The sequence below is a fragment of the Microbacterium sp. NPDC055903 genome (assembly GCF_053615555.1).
The window spans coordinates 109,951-124,421 of record NZ_JBSHCA010000001.1; the positions used below are offsets into that span (position 1 = coordinate 109,951).

General features: G+C 68.5%; 16 protein-coding genes. 10 read left to right on the forward strand and 6 right to left on the reverse strand.

The window, feature by feature from the left end; all coding sequences use genetic code 11:
* The first annotated feature begins 13 nt into the window (after positions 1-13).
* From ACWGJP_RS00545 to ACWGJP_RS00565, 5 genes are all read left to right on the forward strand, one after another.
* Positions 14-1,231: a YihY/virulence factor BrkB family protein gene (locus ACWGJP_RS00545; RefSeq protein ID WP_452327797.1), complete on the forward strand. Its 1,218-nt coding sequence runs from the start codon at positions 14-16 to the stop codon at positions 1,229-1,231.
* 9 nt (positions 1,232-1,240) lie between these two features.
* Positions 1,241-2,080, forward strand: a complete 840-nt coding sequence (locus ACWGJP_RS00550) for an exodeoxyribonuclease III (protein ID WP_452327798.1) — start codon at positions 1,241-1,243, stop codon at positions 2,078-2,080.
* 146 nt (positions 2,081-2,226) lie between these two features.
* A complete protein-coding gene (locus tag ACWGJP_RS00555) occupies positions 2,227-2,694 on the forward strand; it encodes a hypothetical protein (protein WP_452327799.1) in 468 nt (155 codons plus the stop codon).
* 56 nt (positions 2,695-2,750) lie between these two features.
* A complete protein-coding gene (gene trpS, locus ACWGJP_RS00560; RefSeq protein WP_452327800.1) occupies positions 2,751-3,755 on the forward strand; it encodes a tryptophan--tRNA ligase in 1,005 nt (334 codons plus the stop codon).
* Between the two features lie 37 nt (positions 3,756-3,792).
* Positions 3,793-4,380, forward strand: coding sequence for a hypothetical protein (locus ACWGJP_RS00565; RefSeq protein ID WP_452327801.1), 588 nt, complete (start codon positions 3,793-3,795; stop codon positions 4,378-4,380).
* Between the two features lie 15 nt (positions 4,381-4,395).
* Here the strand turns inward: ACWGJP_RS00565 and pth are convergent, their stop codons facing one another.
* Complete coding sequence (pth, locus tag ACWGJP_RS00570) at positions 4,396-4,977, reverse strand: aminoacyl-tRNA hydrolase (protein WP_452327802.1); 582 nt, start codon at positions 4,975-4,977, stop codon at positions 4,396-4,398.
* A gap of 83 nt (positions 4,978-5,060) precedes the next feature.
* The gene (locus ACWGJP_RS00575; protein ID WP_452327803.1) at positions 5,061-5,666 is read right to left on the reverse strand and encodes a 50S ribosomal protein L25/general stress protein Ctc; all 606 of its coding nucleotides are present in this window, start codon (positions 5,664-5,666) and stop codon (positions 5,061-5,063) included.
* A 216-nt stretch (positions 5,667-5,882) separates the two neighbouring features.
* Here ACWGJP_RS00575 and ACWGJP_RS00580 point away from each other — a divergent pair, with 216 nt between their 5' ends.
* On the forward strand, positions 5,883-6,008 hold the full coding sequence (locus tag ACWGJP_RS00580) for a hypothetical protein (RefSeq protein WP_452327804.1): 126 nt from the start codon (positions 5,883-5,885) through the stop codon (positions 6,006-6,008).
* Positions 6,009-6,126: 118 nt separating this feature from the next.
* Entirely contained in the window at positions 6,127-7,578 is a 1,452-nt protein-coding gene (gndA, locus tag ACWGJP_RS00585) for an NADP-dependent phosphogluconate dehydrogenase (protein ID WP_452327805.1), read from the forward strand.
* A 61-nt stretch (positions 7,579-7,639) separates the two neighbouring features.
* Here the strand turns inward: gndA and ACWGJP_RS00590 are convergent, their stop codons facing one another.
* The 4 genes from ACWGJP_RS00590 to ACWGJP_RS00605 all read right to left on the reverse strand — a co-directional run bounded on the left by ACWGJP_RS00590 (position 7,640) and on the right by ACWGJP_RS00605 (position 11,301).
* Entirely contained in the window at positions 7,640-8,869 is a 1,230-nt protein-coding gene (locus tag ACWGJP_RS00590) for an FAD-binding oxidoreductase (RefSeq protein WP_452327806.1), read from the reverse strand.
* A gap of 112 nt (positions 8,870-8,981) precedes the next feature.
* Entirely contained in the window at positions 8,982-9,641 is a 660-nt protein-coding gene (locus tag ACWGJP_RS00595; RefSeq protein ID WP_452327807.1) for a bifunctional 4-hydroxy-2-oxoglutarate aldolase/2-dehydro-3-deoxy-phosphogluconate aldolase, read from the reverse strand.
* Positions 9,635-10,786 carry a galactonate dehydratase gene (dgoD, locus tag ACWGJP_RS00600; RefSeq protein WP_452327808.1) on the reverse strand — a complete coding sequence of 384 codons (1,152 nt, stop codon included), beginning with the start codon at positions 10,784-10,786 and terminating at the stop codon, positions 9,635-9,637. Before dgoD ends, ACWGJP_RS00595 begins: the two co-directional genes overlap by 7 nt.
* A complete protein-coding gene (locus ACWGJP_RS00605) occupies positions 10,783-11,301 on the reverse strand; it encodes a gluconokinase (RefSeq protein ID WP_452327809.1) in 519 nt (172 codons plus the stop codon). Before ACWGJP_RS00605 ends, dgoD begins: the two co-directional genes overlap by 4 nt.
* Before the next feature lie 83 nt (positions 11,302-11,384).
* Here ACWGJP_RS00605 and ACWGJP_RS00610 point away from each other — a divergent pair, with 83 nt between their 5' ends.
* The 3 genes from ACWGJP_RS00610 to ACWGJP_RS00620 all read left to right on the forward strand — a co-directional run bounded on the left by ACWGJP_RS00610 (position 11,385) and on the right by ACWGJP_RS00620 (position 14,458).
* Complete coding sequence (locus ACWGJP_RS00610) at positions 11,385-12,119, forward strand: FadR/GntR family transcriptional regulator (protein WP_452327810.1); 735 nt, start codon at positions 11,385-11,387, stop codon at positions 12,117-12,119.
* 81 nt (positions 12,120-12,200) lie between these two features.
* Complete coding sequence (locus ACWGJP_RS00615) at positions 12,201-12,929, forward strand: response regulator transcription factor (RefSeq protein ID WP_452327811.1); 729 nt, start codon at positions 12,201-12,203, stop codon at positions 12,927-12,929.
* Positions 12,930-12,976: 47 nt separating this feature from the next.
* Positions 12,977-14,458: a sensor histidine kinase gene (locus ACWGJP_RS00620; RefSeq protein ID WP_452329473.1), complete on the forward strand. Its 1,482-nt coding sequence runs from the start codon at positions 12,977-12,979 to the stop codon at positions 14,456-14,458.
* Positions 14,459-14,471: the final 13 nt, after the last annotated feature.

A 14,471-nucleotide genomic window follows, 5' to 3' on the forward strand; every position in this document is an offset into this window, starting at 1 on the left:
ATAGGGTGGGGGCGTGTCCCGTTCCGAGGCGGATCCCTCCCCCGCACCCGCGCCGAAGCGGCTGGATGCTGCGGTCGAGCGCGCCACGGTGATCACGCGGCGCACGCTGGGACTGTTCCCCGTGCGCGTCTGGCGGCATTTCCTGCAGCACAACGGCTTCCTCCTCGCTGCGGGCGTCAGCTATCAGGCGCTGTTCGCGATCTTCGCCGCGATCTATCTCGCCTTCGCCATCACCGGGCTGTGGCTGGGCGGGAACGAGGTCGCCGTCGACCGCATGATCGAGATCATCAACGGCTACGTGCCCAATCTCATCCTTCCCGAGGGTGGCCTGGCGACGCCCGAGCAGGTGAAGGACATAGCGGCGAGGACGACCGGCGTCCTCGGCGTTACCGGTGGAATCGCCCTCGGCACGGTGATCTGGACCGCGATCGGCTGGGTGACCTTCTCCCGGCGCGCCGTGCGCGACATCCTCGGCCTCCCGCCGGATCTGCGCAACTACCTGCTGTTGAAGGCGCGCGACCTCCTCGCAGCTCTCATCTTCGGGATCGCCCTGCTCGCCGGCTCGCTGCTGAGCTCGGCCAGCGGAGCGCTGCTCAAGTGGTTGCTGACGCTGGTCGGCTGGGACGCGGGCTCGGACACCGTCAACGGGTTCATCCGGCTCGGGACCGTCCTGGTGTCCTTCGTGCTGCTCTCCAGCGCGCTCGCGGCGATGGTCCGCTTCCTCACCGGGACATCGCTGCACTGGCGCACGATCTGGCCCGGCGCGATCCTCGGTGGCGCCGCGATGACCGTGCTCCAGTACGGCGTCGGGTTCCTTCTCGGGTACACCCCGTCCAATCCCCTGCTGGCCACCTTCGCGATCTTCATCGGGCTCCTTCTCTGGTTCCGCATCAACGGCGTGGTCATGCTCGTCGCCGCGGCGTGGATCGGGGTGACAGCGGAGGACCGCGACCTTCCTCTGGAGGAGGAGACCGAGGCGGAGAAGCGTCTCGCCGAGCACGAGACCCTGCTGGGCGCTGCCCGGATCCGGGTGCGGGACGCGGCGCGGGCACATGTGACTGCCCGGTGGTACGGGCGATGGGCGACGGCGCATGCGCTGCGGGAGGCCGAAGGCGAGCTGGCACGACTGGAAGGGCTGACAGCCGAGCTGCGGCGACAGGCCGAGCCAACGCCCGTGCTGAAGAAGCTCGCCGCCAGAGCGACGACGGGCGATGTCCGAGACGACGGATAGGCTCGGTCCATGCCCCATCTGCGTATCGCCACGGTCAATGTCAACGGCATCAGGGCGGCAGCCCGAAACGGCATGAGCACCTGGCTCGACGCCGCCGATGTCGACATCCTCACCCTTCAGGAAGTCCGCGGCCAGGACGAGCATCTCGAGGCTGCGCTGCCCGGCTGGTCGATCGTCCACGACGAGTCCACCGCCAAGGGCAGGGCGGGGGTCGCGATCGCGAGCCGCACGCCTGCACTCGCCACGCGCACGCAGTTCGGCCCGGAGGACTTCGACTCGAAGGGGCGCTGGCTCGAGGCGGACTTCCTGCTCGGCGACCGGCCGTTGACCGTCGTGAGTGCGTATGTGCACTCCGGCGAGGCCGATACGCCGAAGCAGGAGGAGAAGTGGAAGTTCCTGGATGCCTTCGGCATCCGCCTCGCCGAGCTCGGAACCGAGGGCGCCCTCGCCGTCGTCACGGGAGACCTCAACGTCGGCCACCGGGAGCTCGACATCAAGAACTGGCGCGGGAATCGCAAGAAGGCGGGCTTCCTCCCCCGCGAACGCGCGTACTTCGACCGCTTCCTCGGCGCGGCAGGTGCGGAGATCGTCGGGGCCGACGAGACGATCGGCACGGGCCTGGGCTGGGTGGATGTCGGTCGCCGATTCCATGGCGAGGTCGAGGGACCGTACACGTGGTGGTCGGTTCGAGGGCAGGCATTCGACAACGACACCGGGTGGCGGATCGACTATCACCTGGCGACCCCGGCGCTGGCGGAGCGGGTCGAGTCCTACCACGTCGCGAGAGCGGCGTCCTACGACAAGCGCTGGAGCGACCACGCCCCCGTCGTCGTCGACTACTCGTACTGACGATCGGCTCCACTTCTTCTGCACAGAAGCCGGTCTCGTTGAGTTCTCCACCGTTCGTGTGATCGCGATTCACGCAGCGGAGAAGGAGAGGTAACGTCTACCGAATCAACGGACCGCATGGCGCAGGAGAAAGCATCGTGACCCTCATGACCGACGCAGAAGCACCCGACGACGTTTCCGGTGGAGTATCCGCCGACGGGCAGCCGACGCTGGCGACGATCGTTCGCCTCGTCGAGCAGACGATCACCGAGCAGCAGGAGACACGCGCTCGCCTCGATTCTCAGTCGCAGATCATGTCGCTCCGGTTCGAGGCGTTCCAGAAGCAGCTGGACTCGTCCGACGATCGGCACAGAGCCGACTTCCTGACCCTCTCGAACGACATCGCCGATGTGCGCAGACACGTGGGCACGATCGAGGAGCACGTCGGATTCCTCACGACGAAGGTCACCGAACACGATCAGCGTTTCGACCGCATCGACACCCGACTCGACGGCATCGACACTCGACTAGACGCGATCGACACCCGCTTCGATCATGTGGACAGTCGGCTCGACTCGCTGGCAGAGGTGACGATTCAGATCCGCGACGCGGTGCTGCCTCCGCGCGAGGGCTGATCCTCGAACAAGCAAACCGGCGATGCACGCACGGGCATCCGCCTAGGATTGAGATCGTGACGAAACCTCGCCTTTACTCCGGTATGCAGCCTTCCGCCGACTCGCTCCAGATCGGCAACTACATCGGCGCACTGCTGCAGTGGCGAGATCTGCAGACGTCGTACGATGCATTCTTCTCCGTCGTCGATCTGCACGCGTTGACCGTCGCCCAGGACCCCGCCCAGCTGCGCGAGAAGACCAGGCGCACGGCTGCGCAGTACATCGCGGCCGGCATCGAGCCGTCGCAGTCCACCCTGTACGTGCAGTCGCACGTCCGCGCACACGCGGAGCTGGCGTGGATCCTCTCCACGATCACCGGCTTCGGCGAAGCCGGGAGGATGACCCAGTTCAAGGACAAGTCCGCCCGGTACGGCGCCGATGCCACCTCGGTGGGCCTCTTCACCTACCCGGTCCTCATGGCGGCCGACATCCTGCTCTACCAGACCGACGTGGTCCCGGTCGGCGACGACCAGAAGCAGCACGTCGAACTCACGCGCGACCTCGCCGAGCGCTTCAATGCGCGCTTCGGCGAGACGTTCGTCGTGCCGATGCCGGTCATCCAGAAGGAGACCGCGCGCATCTACGACCTGCAGAACCCGACGTCGAAGATGTCGAAGTCCGCAGAGAGCGACGCCGGCGTGCTGTGGATGCTGGATGACCCCGCGAAGTCCGCGAAGAAGATCATGCGCGCCGTCACGGACAACGAGGGCAGCGTCCGCTTCGACAGAGAAGAAAAGCCCGGGGTGTCGAACCTCCTGACGATCTACGCCGCCCTGACCGGACGCCAGGTCGCCGCCATCGAGGACGAGTATGCAGGGCGCGGCTACGGAGACTTCAAGAAGGGCCTCGCCGAGGTCGTCGTGAACGAGTTCGAGCCGGTGCGCGCCCGCGCGCTGGAACTGCTCGACGACCCGGCGGAGCTCGACCGGATCCTCGCGGCGAACGCGGCGAAGGCGGATGCCGTCGCGGACGCGACCCTGGCCGACGTCTACGAGAAGGTCGGCCTGCTGCGCCGCGTGTGAACCCGCTGACGGATCGGTCTCACCCTAGGATTGGGGCGTGACTGATCCGCAGCAGCCGTACGGAACCCCGCCGCCTCCCCCGTTCGCTCCGCCCGCGGCACCCGCAGGCCCTATCGGCACATCTCACGCGCCGACCTACCAGGCTCCCGTCGGCGCGTACCAGGTTCCCGTCGGAGGTTACGCCCAGCCGTCCGTCGACTACGCATACCGGTCGGCGCCCGAGAAGCGCTCCTCCGGTCTCGGCGCCATCTCCTTGATCCTCTCCATGGTCGCCGCCGTCGTCATGCCCATCATCGGAGGACTGACGGCGTACGTCATCGGCAAGAGCATCCCCGGCAGCGCATCGGACCTGGAGTCTCTCGACGCGCTGGACGATCTCTCCATCCTCTCCCCCGTGCGCGATCAGGTTCTCTGGGCGGAGCTCTCGTTCTGGGCGGGAACGCTGCTGGGAATCGCCGCGATCGTCCTCGCGATCGTCGCCATCGTGCAGCGCCGAGGGCGGGGACAGGGCATCGCCGGCCTCATCATCGCCGTCGTCGGGCCCGTGATCTTCGGGTTCGTGGTCTACATCGCGGTGATCGCCGGGGCGGTCGCCGGGGCCACCGCCGGATTCACCGCGGCCTGAGCGTCTGGCTAGACGTCAGCGCGGGGCGTGATGCTTCTGCTGGGCAGCCAGCAGGCCTTCGCCGATCAAGGTCTCGACGGCATCCGCCGCATCGGACACGAGGATCGGCAGGTTCTTCCGCTCATCCCCGCCGAACGGCGAGAGCACCCAGTCCGCGGCGTCCTGCCTGCCCGGAGGGCGCCCGATGCCCACACGGACCCGGGGAAAGTCCGGTGTGGTGAGCGCACTCGCAACGTCTCGAACGCCGTTGTGTCCGCCGTGACCACCGCCGGTCTTGAGCTTGATCGTGTCGAACGGGATGTCGAGCTCGTCGTGCACGATCACGACGCGCTCCGGGTCGACCGAATAGAACCGCGCGAGCGCCGCGACCGGAGTGCCTGAGGTGTTCATGAAGGTGTTCGGCTTCGCGAGCACGATCTTCTCGGCTCCGGGGCGCAGCCATGTCTCCGCCACCCGTGCGCCGGCCTTGTGCACACGGAAGGCCTCGCTGCGACGGCGCGCGAGTTCATCGACGACCATCTGGCCGATGTTGTGCCTGGTCGCCTCGTAGCGCGGTCCCGGATTGCCGAGCCCCACCACCAGCCACGTCTGCGCCACGTCGCGTCCCTCCGAACCCTTCCGGATATGACGGAGGGGACACGATCTCTCGCGTCCCCTCCGTTCGATGAAATGCTCGGAGATTACTCCGCTGCAGCCTCTTCTGCGGCCTCGCCTGCAGACTCGCCGGCGTCTTCAGCGGACTCCTCGGCGGCCGGAACCGACACGGCCACGATGAGCAGCTCGGGGTCGGCGAGCAGGGATGCGCCCTTGGGCAGCACGACGTCGGCCGCCGTGATGTGCGCGCCGTCCTCAAGACCCTCGATCGAGAGCTCGATGTGCTCGGGGATGTGCGTGGCCTCGACCTCGACGGCGAGCGTCGTGTTCTCGAGGTTGGCGATCGTGCCGGGAGCGGACTCGCCGGTCACCGTCAGCGGGACGTCGACCTGGATCTTCTCGCCCTTCTTCACGACGAGGAGGTCGATGTGCTCGATGATCTGGTGCACGGGGTCCTTCTGGACGTCCTTGACCAGGGCGAGCTGGCTCTTGCCCTCGATGTCGAGCTCGAGCAGCGCGTTGGCACGACGGATGATCAGCGCGACCTGGTGGCCGGGCAGCGCGACGTGCACAGGATCGGTGCCGTGGCCGTAGATGACCGCGGGGATCTTGCCCGCGGCGCGCAGGCGACGGGCGAAGCCCTTGCCGAAGCTCGAACGAACTTCAGCGAGGACCTTGGTGTCGTCAGACATGTGGTTCTCCTTCGGGGCACGCGACGAGCCGCCGCGTGGATGGTCTTGAGTTCGGCTTCTCGAACGCAGACGCGAAGAAAAAGCCCACGTGGACTGCTTCGCCGCGTCGATCACGGATGCTGCGCACGCGAAGCATCCCTCGCCGAGGAACTCCTCCATCGTAGCGGATCGCCGGATAGGATGAGGACACACCCTCTACCGACCAGGAGTATCGCAATGTTCGACGGCGCCTTCTTCTCCCACGCGATCGCCTGGCTCATCGGCCTCATGACCCTGGGCGCCACGGTCGCCGTGTTCGGCGCGCTCTTCTCGTTGGGCCGCTCCGGATACCGCAAGGACTGACGCGCGAGCGCCCCAGAGGGTAACGGAGGCGCTTGCCGCCTCGGCATCCGAGTAATCTGGGTGTGTCCGCCGCCGATCATCTGCAGGCCGCGGCCATCCGCTCACGGAAGGTGCATCAATGTCCTCTGCCGGTACGGCAAACATCGGAGTCGTCGGACTCGCCGTCATGGGTTCGAACCTCGCCCGCAACCTCGCAAGCCGCGAGGGCAACACGGTCGCGATCTTCAACCGCTCCTACGAGAAGACGCAGACGCTCCTCGACGAGCACCCCGAGGCGGGCTTCGTCCCGGCGCACACCTACCAGGAGTTCGCCGACAGCCTGCAGAAGCCGCGCACCGCGATCATCATGGTCAAGGCCGGCGGACCGACGGATGCCGTGATCGACTCCCTGCTCGAGGTCTTCGAGCCGGGTGACATCATCGTCGACGGCGGAAACGCCTACTTCCCCGACACAATCCGCCGCGAGAAGGCCGTTCGCGAGACGGGCATCAACTTCGTCGGCGCCGGCATCTCCGGCGGCGAGGAGGGCGCTCTCACCGGCCCGTCGATCATGCCGGGCGGTTCGGACGAGTCGTGGGTCACGCTCGGGCCGATCCTCAAGTCGATCGCCGCGGTCGCCGAGGGCGAGCCGTGCGTCACGCACGTCGGCCACGACGGCGCGGGGCACTTCGTGAAGATGGTGCACAACGGCATCGAGTACGCCGACATGCAGCTCATCGCCGAGGCCTACGACCTCATCCGCCGCGGCACGGGCAAGACCCCCGCCGAGATCGCCGAGATCTTCGCCGAGTGGAACAAGGGCGAGCTGGAGTCGTACCTCATCGAGATCACCGCCGAGGTCCTGCGTCAGGTGGACGCGGAGACGGGCAAGCCGCTCGTGGACGTCATCCTCGACCAGGCAGGCGCGAAGGGCACCGGCGCATGGACCGTGCAGACGGCCCTGTCGCTCGGTGTTCCGGTCTCCGGCATCGCCGAGGCCACCTTCGCCCGCTCGCTGTCCAGCCACCCTGAGCAGCGCGCCGTCGCGGGCGCCCTTCCCGGCCCCGACGAGGCGTTCACGGTGACCGATGAGGCCGCCTTCGTCGAGGATGTCCGCCTCGCTCTGTACGCGTCCAAGATCGTCGCGTACTCGCAGGGCTTCGATGAGATCCGCGCCGGCGCCGCCGAGTACGGATGGAACATCGACCTCGGTGCGATCAGCAAGATCTGGCGCGGCGGATGCATCATCCGGGCCCAGTTCCTCAACCGCATCGCGGATGCCTACGCGGAGAATCCCGAGCTGCCCGTCCTCATGACGGCACCGTACTTCGCCGAGGCTCTCACCCGCGGCCAGGCGTCCTGGCGTCGCGTGGTGGTCACGGCCGCGCAGGCTGGTATCCCCGCCCCGGCGTTCTCGTCGTCGCTGTCGTACTACGACGGCATCCGCGCCGACCGCCTGCCCGCTGCCCTCGTCCAGGGCCAGCGCGACTTCTTCGGCGCGCACACCTACAAGCGCATCGACAAGGAGGGCACCTTCCACACGCAGTGGTCGGGCGACCGTACCGAGATCGAGGCCGAGGACACGCACTGACCTCGCGCTGACCGCTCTGCGTCGAAGGGCCGGGAACCTCGTGTTCCCGGCCCTTCGCGCTTTACGGAGCGATGTTGTGGTTGCGTCGGAACAGATTCTCGGGATCCCACTGGGCCTTGATCTTCTTGAGGCGCGCATAGCCGGCGGGCGAGAACATGCCGGGCACCGCGGCAGGGCGCTCCGTGTCGGCGAAGTTGCCGTACTCTGCGAGCCGCCCGCGCGCGATCTCGTCCCGTTCGGCGATGATCGCCGCTCGTTCGTCGTCGTCGAGGACGCCCGGGATATCGAAGGCTCCGACCATCACGAACCAGGTGGCCGCTCTCGCCGGGAAGGCAGTGTCCTCCTGTCCGACGTCCCGGAAGGCGCCGCCGAGGGAGCGCAGGAAGAGGACCGAGGCGGGATGCGCGGCACGGAAGCCGAGGAGCCGGTCGATGAGGTCGTCGTCCAGCTCGGCGTACAGGCCGTTGCAGCCGAGGAATCCCGGCGGGAGCTCATCGCCCTCCTGATGCGGCATCTCGAGCAGGATGTCGCGGTACGCCGGGGCGGTGATCTCGATGGTCACGCCATCGAGGGCGGAGATCGGATCCAGCGCCTCTCTCAGGCGTTCTGGCTCCGGCCCCGCCCACACCGCGCTCAGCCTGGCTCCGGGCGGGGCGCTCGGGTCCATCGGCGGGACGTCCATGTACGTGATCGTGAGCTCGCGCGGAGCATCCCTCATCACACTCCTCGCAGCGCGCAGCACGGCGGCCTGATCGCCGTCGATGACGTTCTCGGCGAAAGCGATGCCATCGAGCCGATGCGCACGGAAATCGAATCGGGTCACGACGCCGAAGCCCCCGCCTCCGCCGCGGAGCGCCCAGAAGAGATCCGGATGCTCCTGGGCTGACGTCTCCACGATGTCACCGGCGGCCGTCACGACCTGAGCGCCGATCAGCTGGTCTGCCGCCAATCCCCAGGCGCGCACCATCCAGCCCACACCCCCACCGAGCGTCAACCCGCCGACTCCCACGGAGGCGGTGTCGCCCGAGCTGAGGGCGAGGCCGTGCGGCGCGAGCGCGCTGGCGACGTCGCCCCAGACGGCACCCCCGCCGATACGCACGATGTCGCCGTCGACACGGATGTCGGCGAGCGCGGCGAGCTCGATGCGGATGCCGGGCGCCTCGTCATGCGACCACGGGCCGTGGCCGCCGGAGACGATCGTGAGCGGTCGGGGATCACGCCGGGCGCGCCGCACTTCTGCGGCGACCTCCTCGGCGCTCGTAGGGCGACGTACGAGATCGGATTCGGACATGCAGAAACGATAGGCCTGGCATCGGACACGCGGAAGGGCGCTGCGTGCCACGGAGGCGCGGAATGCCGCCAGCGGCGCGCTTCGACAGGCTCAGCGAACCGGAAGCACGGGCTCAGCGAGCGGGAGATGACGCGGGCCGGCACGCGGCCCGGAACGCTGCTGCACGCTCAGCGAGAGCGACGAGATCACCGCCGGGCCGTGCGGCATCCCCGACGAGAGGACCACCGATGCCGACGCCGATCGCCCCTGCGTCGAGGTAAGGGCCGACGAGATCGACGCTCACCCCGCCGACCGGGATGATCGCGGCGTCCGGGAGCGGGTCGCGCACCGCGCGGACGAAACCCGGCCCGAGCGCCGACGCGGGGAAGAGCTTCACCGCCGCGGCTCCGGCGTCCATGCCGCGCTGGATCTCCGTCGGCGTGTAGACGCCGGCGAGGATGCCGACACCTGCCGCGACGGCGTGCTCGACCGCGGGATTCAACGTCGGGGTGACGAGGAAGCCCGCACCGGCGGCGACGGCTCGGTCCGCGTCCCGTTCCGACAGCACCGTCCCCGCGCCGACCAGAGCGTCTTCGGGCGCCTCGCCGACCACCTGACGGATCGCCTCCTCGGCGTCGGCGAGTGTGAGGGCGATCTCGAGCGTTCGCACACCGCTCGCGATGAGGGTCAGGGCGGCGGCGATCGTCGCATCCGCATCCGTGCCGCGCAGGATCGCGACGAGCGGGTCGCGCCGGATCCGCTCCCGCAGAGCGCCGTTGTCCACCGTCACCATTCCGCCACCGACCCGTCCTCGTGCCTCCACAGCGGATTCTGCCAGCCGCCCCAGCGCCGTGCAGCCTCCCGCACGGCATTCTCGTCGATCTCGATGCCCAGCCCCGGCCGTGTGAGGCGCTCGAAGCATCCATCGACGAACCGCAGCGGAGCGATGTCGGCGACGTAGTCGAGCACCTCCGCACCGGCGTTGTAGTGGATCCCGATCGACTGCTCCTGGATGAGATGGTTCGGCGCGGCGAAGCCCACCTGAAGGCACGCGGCCAGCGCCAGCGGACCGAGCGGGCAGTGCGGCGCGATCAGCACATCGAAGGCCTCCGCGAGCGCAGCGATGCGGCGCACCTCGGAGATCCCACCGGCGTGCGAGACGTCCGGCTGGGCGATGGCGATACCGGCCTGGAGCACCGGCAGGAACTCCTGTCGGCTGTACAACCGCTCCCCCGTCGCGATCGGTATCGTGGTCGCCTCGGCGATCCGTCCGATTACGTGGGAGTTCTCCGGCACGACCGGCTCCTCGATGAAGAACGGATGCAGGGGTTCCAGGAGCGGCGCCAGGCGTCGGGCCGAGGCGAGCGTGAAGCGACCGTGCAGATCGACGGCGACGTCGCGATCCGGCCCGAGCACCTCCCTGGCGCTTGCCACCCTCGCGACGACGGCATCGAGCTCGGCGACGGACGCCGCCCGCCCCATCCGCCCTGAGGCGTTCATCTTGACCGCGGTGAGCCCCACGGCCAGCTGCGCGGAGATGTGGTCGGCGACCTCGGCCGGGTCATCCCCGCCCACCCAGCCGTATGCGCGGATGCGGTCTCTGACCGCTCCGCCGAGGAGCTCGTGCACGGGCACCCCGAGCCGCTTGCCCTTGATGTCCCAGAGCGCCTGATCGACGCCGGACACCGCGCTCGCGAGGACCGCTCCGCCGCGGTAGAACCCGCTCTTGGTCAGGATCTGCCAGTGCTCTTCGATGCGGTCCGGGTCGGATCCGATGAGGTGACCGGCGAACTGGTCGACGGCGGCGCGGACGACATCGGCATAGCCCTCCAGCGATGCCTCGCCCCAGCCGACCAGACCGTCTGCGGTCTCGATGCGCACGAACAGCCAGCGCGGTGCGACGGGGAAGGTCTCCACCCGCTCGATCGCATCGGTCATGCCCGCTCCCTCGCGCGATATGCCGAGAGGGCGTCATCGACGATCGCGTCAGGCGCCGCCGTCACACTCAGCCGGATGCCGTTCTCATCGTCGGCGAGCGGCTCCAACGTGGCGAACTGCGACTGGAGCAGCGAGGAGGGCATGTACTGGTGATCCCTGGCACCGACGCGCTGAGCGATCAACTCGATCGGCCCCCAGGTCTCGACGAAGTACGCATCGGCGTCGTGGTCACGGATGAGGTCGCGGTAACGGCGCCGCAGAGCGGAGCAGGCGACGACGACGCCTCCGGTCGCCGCACCCTCGACGAGGGTCTGCCCGACGAGGTGCAGCCAGGGCTCGCGATCGGCGTCGGTCAGCGGCGTCCCTGCCGCCATCAGCTCGATGTTGCGGGCGGGATGAAGGTCGTCGCCGTCCACGAATGGCACCCCGAGCCGCTCGGCGAGAAGCCGTCCGACCGTTGATTTCCCCGTGCCCTGCACGCCCATCACCACGATCGATACCGCAGACTGCGTCATCGTCGACCTCCGCTCCCGGCCATCCAGCCTCGATAAAAGTATGACAAATACTGGCCTCGGAAACCAAAAGATATGCTCTATGCGTGACCGAACCCGCCGTTCCACCCACCGGGGACCTGCGCCGACGTGTGCTCGACGCGCTCGGCACCGAGATCTGCGCCGGCGCCATCGAGGCGGGGACGGTGTTCACGACCGACTCGATCGAGACGCGGTTCGGGGTGTCGCGTCCCGTCGTGCGCGAGGCGCTGCGAGCCCTCCAGGTACTCGGCCTGGTTTCTCCGAGGCGTCGCGTGGGCGTGCGAGTGATGCCCCTGCCGGAGTGGAACGTCTACGACCCGCAGGTGATCCGCTGGCGGATGGCCGGCCCCCATCGCCTCGACCAGCTCCGCGCGCTCACCGAGCTGCGAAGCGCCGTCGAGCCCACCGCCGCCCGACTCGCCGCATCCCGCGCCTCTTTCGAGGACGCCGGAGAGCTCGTCGGCATCGCAGGGCGGCTCTGGGCCGCGGGGCGAGGCGGCGATGCCGGAGAGTTCCTCGCGCTGGACGCCGTGTTCCACCGCAGGATCCTCGCGATGAGCGGCAACGAGATGTTCGCGCAGCTGCACAGCGTGATCGAGGAGGTCCTGCACGGCAGAACCCGCTACGGCCTCATGCCGCACGTGCCTTCGCCCGAGGCTCTGCAGTGGCACGTCGACATCGCGAACGCCGTGCAGACCGGTGATGGCCAGCGCGCGGCGGACGCGATGACCGCGATCACCCGGCGCTCACTCGAGGAGATGAGCGCCATCTGGGAGGGCAGGGACGCATCGGACACGTGAACGACGAGCGATCCGGAACTCACAGGCGACGCATAGCCGATTCCATAGGAATCACATAGTGAACTCCTCAGAATGGGAGTCATGACGAACGAACTGCCGGATCTCCGACGCCCTGACGGCTCTGCCCTGCGCATCCTCGCCGTGGACGACGAGGCCATGCTTACCGATCTGCTCTCCATGGCCCTGCGCATGGAGGGCTGGGAGGTCCGCACCGCATCCTCGGGCCTCGAAGCCCTCCAGGTCGCCAGGGAGTTCGAGCCGGACGCCCTGGTGCTCGACATCATGATGCCCGACCTCGACGGAATGTCGGTGCTCCGGCGCCTGCGTGAGGCGGGGAACTTCGTCCCTGTGCTCTTCCTGACGGCGAAGGACGCCGTCGGCGATCGCATCGCCGGGCTGACCGCCGGCGGCGACGACTACGTCACGAAGCCCTTCAGCCTGGAGGAGATCATCGCCCGCCTCCGCGCGATCATCCGCCGCACCGGTCACGCCACCAGCGACGACGCCCAGTCGATCCTGCGCGTCGCCGACCTCACGCTCAACGAGGACAGCCACGAAGTGGTGCGGGCGGGCGATGAGATCGAGTTGACCGCCACCGAGTTCGAGCTGCTGCGCTACCTCATGCGCAACGAGCGGAGAGTCCTGTCCAAGTCGCAGATCCTGGACCGGGTCTGGAGCTACGACTTCGGCGGAAAGTCGTCCGTCGTCGAGCTGTACATCTCGTACCTGCGCAAGAAGATCGACGCCGGCCGCACGCCGCTCCTGCACACCGTGCGCGGCGTGGGCTACATGATCAAGGCACCGCAGTGACCGCGGAGAGGGCGGCACGCAGGCCTCTCAGCCTGCAGACCCGGCTGATGGCGGCCGTCATCGGGTTCGTCTCCCTCATCCTCATCATCGTCGCGCTCATCACGAGCGCGACCCTCGGCCGCACTCTCGAGGCCCAGCTCGACCAGAAGGTGCAGACCACGGCCAGGGGCTTCACCCAGATCGTCGACACCCTGGCCGACCGGGCGCGGCTGTTCGGGCAGACGCTGACGGTCGCGGACATCGCCTCCGCTGTACGGGTGCAGGACGACACCCTGCTCGCGATCGAGGATCCGCACGGGAGCATCACGACGAGCGGAGCGATACTCAGCCAATCCGAGACCGTCGAGCTCACCTCCGCGCAGCTCCACGAGATCAGCGACGCGATGAACGGCGCCCCCCAGTTCACGGCGACCGTGTCGGAGCTCGGCTCCTACCGCTTCTCCGCCGTGACGACGCCCGGAGGCATCACCGTCGTCGTCGGCTTCTCCCGCGATGAGATCCAGGGAACGCTGACACAGCTGTTCACCGTGCTCGCCATGGCGACCCTCGGCGGGCTGATCCTGCTCGCCCTCACCACCGCCGTGACGATCCGGCTCGGTCTGAAGCCGCTGCGCGCGGTCGCCGCCACCGCGAACCGCGTGGCGAATCAGCCGCTGGACCGCGGCGAGGTGTCCATCACCGAGCGCGTGCCTGCCGCGGAGGCGGACCCCCGCACCGAGACGGGGCTGGTCGGCTCCGCACTGAACACCCTCCTCGATCACGTCGACGCCTCCCTCGCGGCCCGTCAGCAGAACGAGGAGCGGATGCGGCAGTTCGTCGCCGACGCCAGCCATGAGCTGCGCACTCCCCTCGCGTCGATCCGCGGCTACTCCGAGCTCTCGCTGAAGGCGCTGGGAAGGGCGAAGGAGCGTGGGGAGGGCGATTCGCTCGCGGCGATGGAGAGCACCGGATCGGCGATGGAGCGCATCCAGGCGCAGTCGCTGCGGATGACCAGGCTCGTCGAGGACCTCCTGTTGCTCGCGCGCCTCGATGAGGGACGCGAGCTCGTCTACGGCACCGTCGATCTCACCCAGCTCGCCGTCGAGGGCATCGCCGATGCCCGCCCCACCGCCGCCGACCACGCATGGAGCATCGACGTCCCCGCGGAACCGGTGATCGTCGTCGGCGACGCCGGACGCCTCCACCAGGTCGTGACGAACCTGCTCGCCAACGCCCGCACGCACACACCGGCGGGGACGACCGTGACGCTGTCCGTCGCGAGGGACGGCGGCGACGCCGTCCTCCGCGTGCACGACGACGGACCGGGAATCGACCCTGCGGTGCGCGAGGAGCTCTTCGCGCGTTTCGCGCGCGGCGACAGCTCCCGCGCGCGCCAGACGGGCGGAACCGGTCTCGGCCTCGCCATCGCGAAGGCCATCGTCGACGGACACCACGGCGAGATCGAGGTCCAGAGCGAACCAGGCTCGACGACGTTCACCGTCCGGATCCCGATCAGCCCCGGAGAGGCGGCGGCCGAGCCAGCCGTCTGATCCGCAGAACCGG

Excerpts from the sequence above, each read along its gene's own strand:
- ACWGJP_RS00550 (WP_452327798.1), top strand. The coding sequence starts at position 1,241 with ATGCCCCATCTGCGTATCGCCACGGTCAATGTCAACGGCATCAGGGCG.
- ACWGJP_RS00555 (WP_452327799.1), top strand. The coding sequence starts at position 2,227 with ATGACCGACGCAGAAGCACCCGACGACGTTTCCGGTGGAGTATCCGCC.
- ACWGJP_RS00575 (WP_452327803.1), bottom strand. The coding sequence starts at position 5,666 with ATGTCTGACGACACCAAGGTCCTCGCTGAAGTTCGTTCGAGCTTCGGC.
- ACWGJP_RS00580 (WP_452327804.1), top strand. The coding sequence starts at position 5,883 with ATGTTCGACGGCGCCTTCTTCTCCCACGCGATCGCCTGGCTCATCGGC.
- gndA (WP_452327805.1), top strand. The coding sequence starts at position 6,127 with ATGTCCTCTGCCGGTACGGCAAACATCGGAGTCGTCGGACTCGCCGTC.
- ACWGJP_RS00590 (WP_452327806.1), bottom strand. The coding sequence starts at position 8,869 with ATGTCCGAATCCGATCTCGTACGTCGCCCTACGAGCGCCGAGGAGGTC.
- ACWGJP_RS00595 (WP_452327807.1), bottom strand. The coding sequence starts at position 9,641 with ATGGTGACGGTGGACAACGGCGCTCTGCGGGAGCGGATCCGGCGCGAC.
- dgoD (WP_452327808.1), bottom strand. The coding sequence starts at position 10,786 with ATGACCGATGCGATCGAGCGGGTGGAGACCTTCCCCGTCGCACCGCGC.
- ACWGJP_RS00605 (WP_452327809.1), bottom strand. The coding sequence starts at position 11,301 with ATGACGCAGTCTGCGGTATCGATCGTGGTGATGGGCGTGCAGGGCACG.
- ACWGJP_RS00615 (WP_452327811.1), top strand. The coding sequence starts at position 12,201 with ATGACGAACGAACTGCCGGATCTCCGACGCCCTGACGGCTCTGCCCTG.
- ACWGJP_RS00620 (WP_452329473.1), top strand. The coding sequence starts at position 12,977 with ATGGCGGCCGTCATCGGGTTCGTCTCCCTCATCCTCATCATCGTCGCG.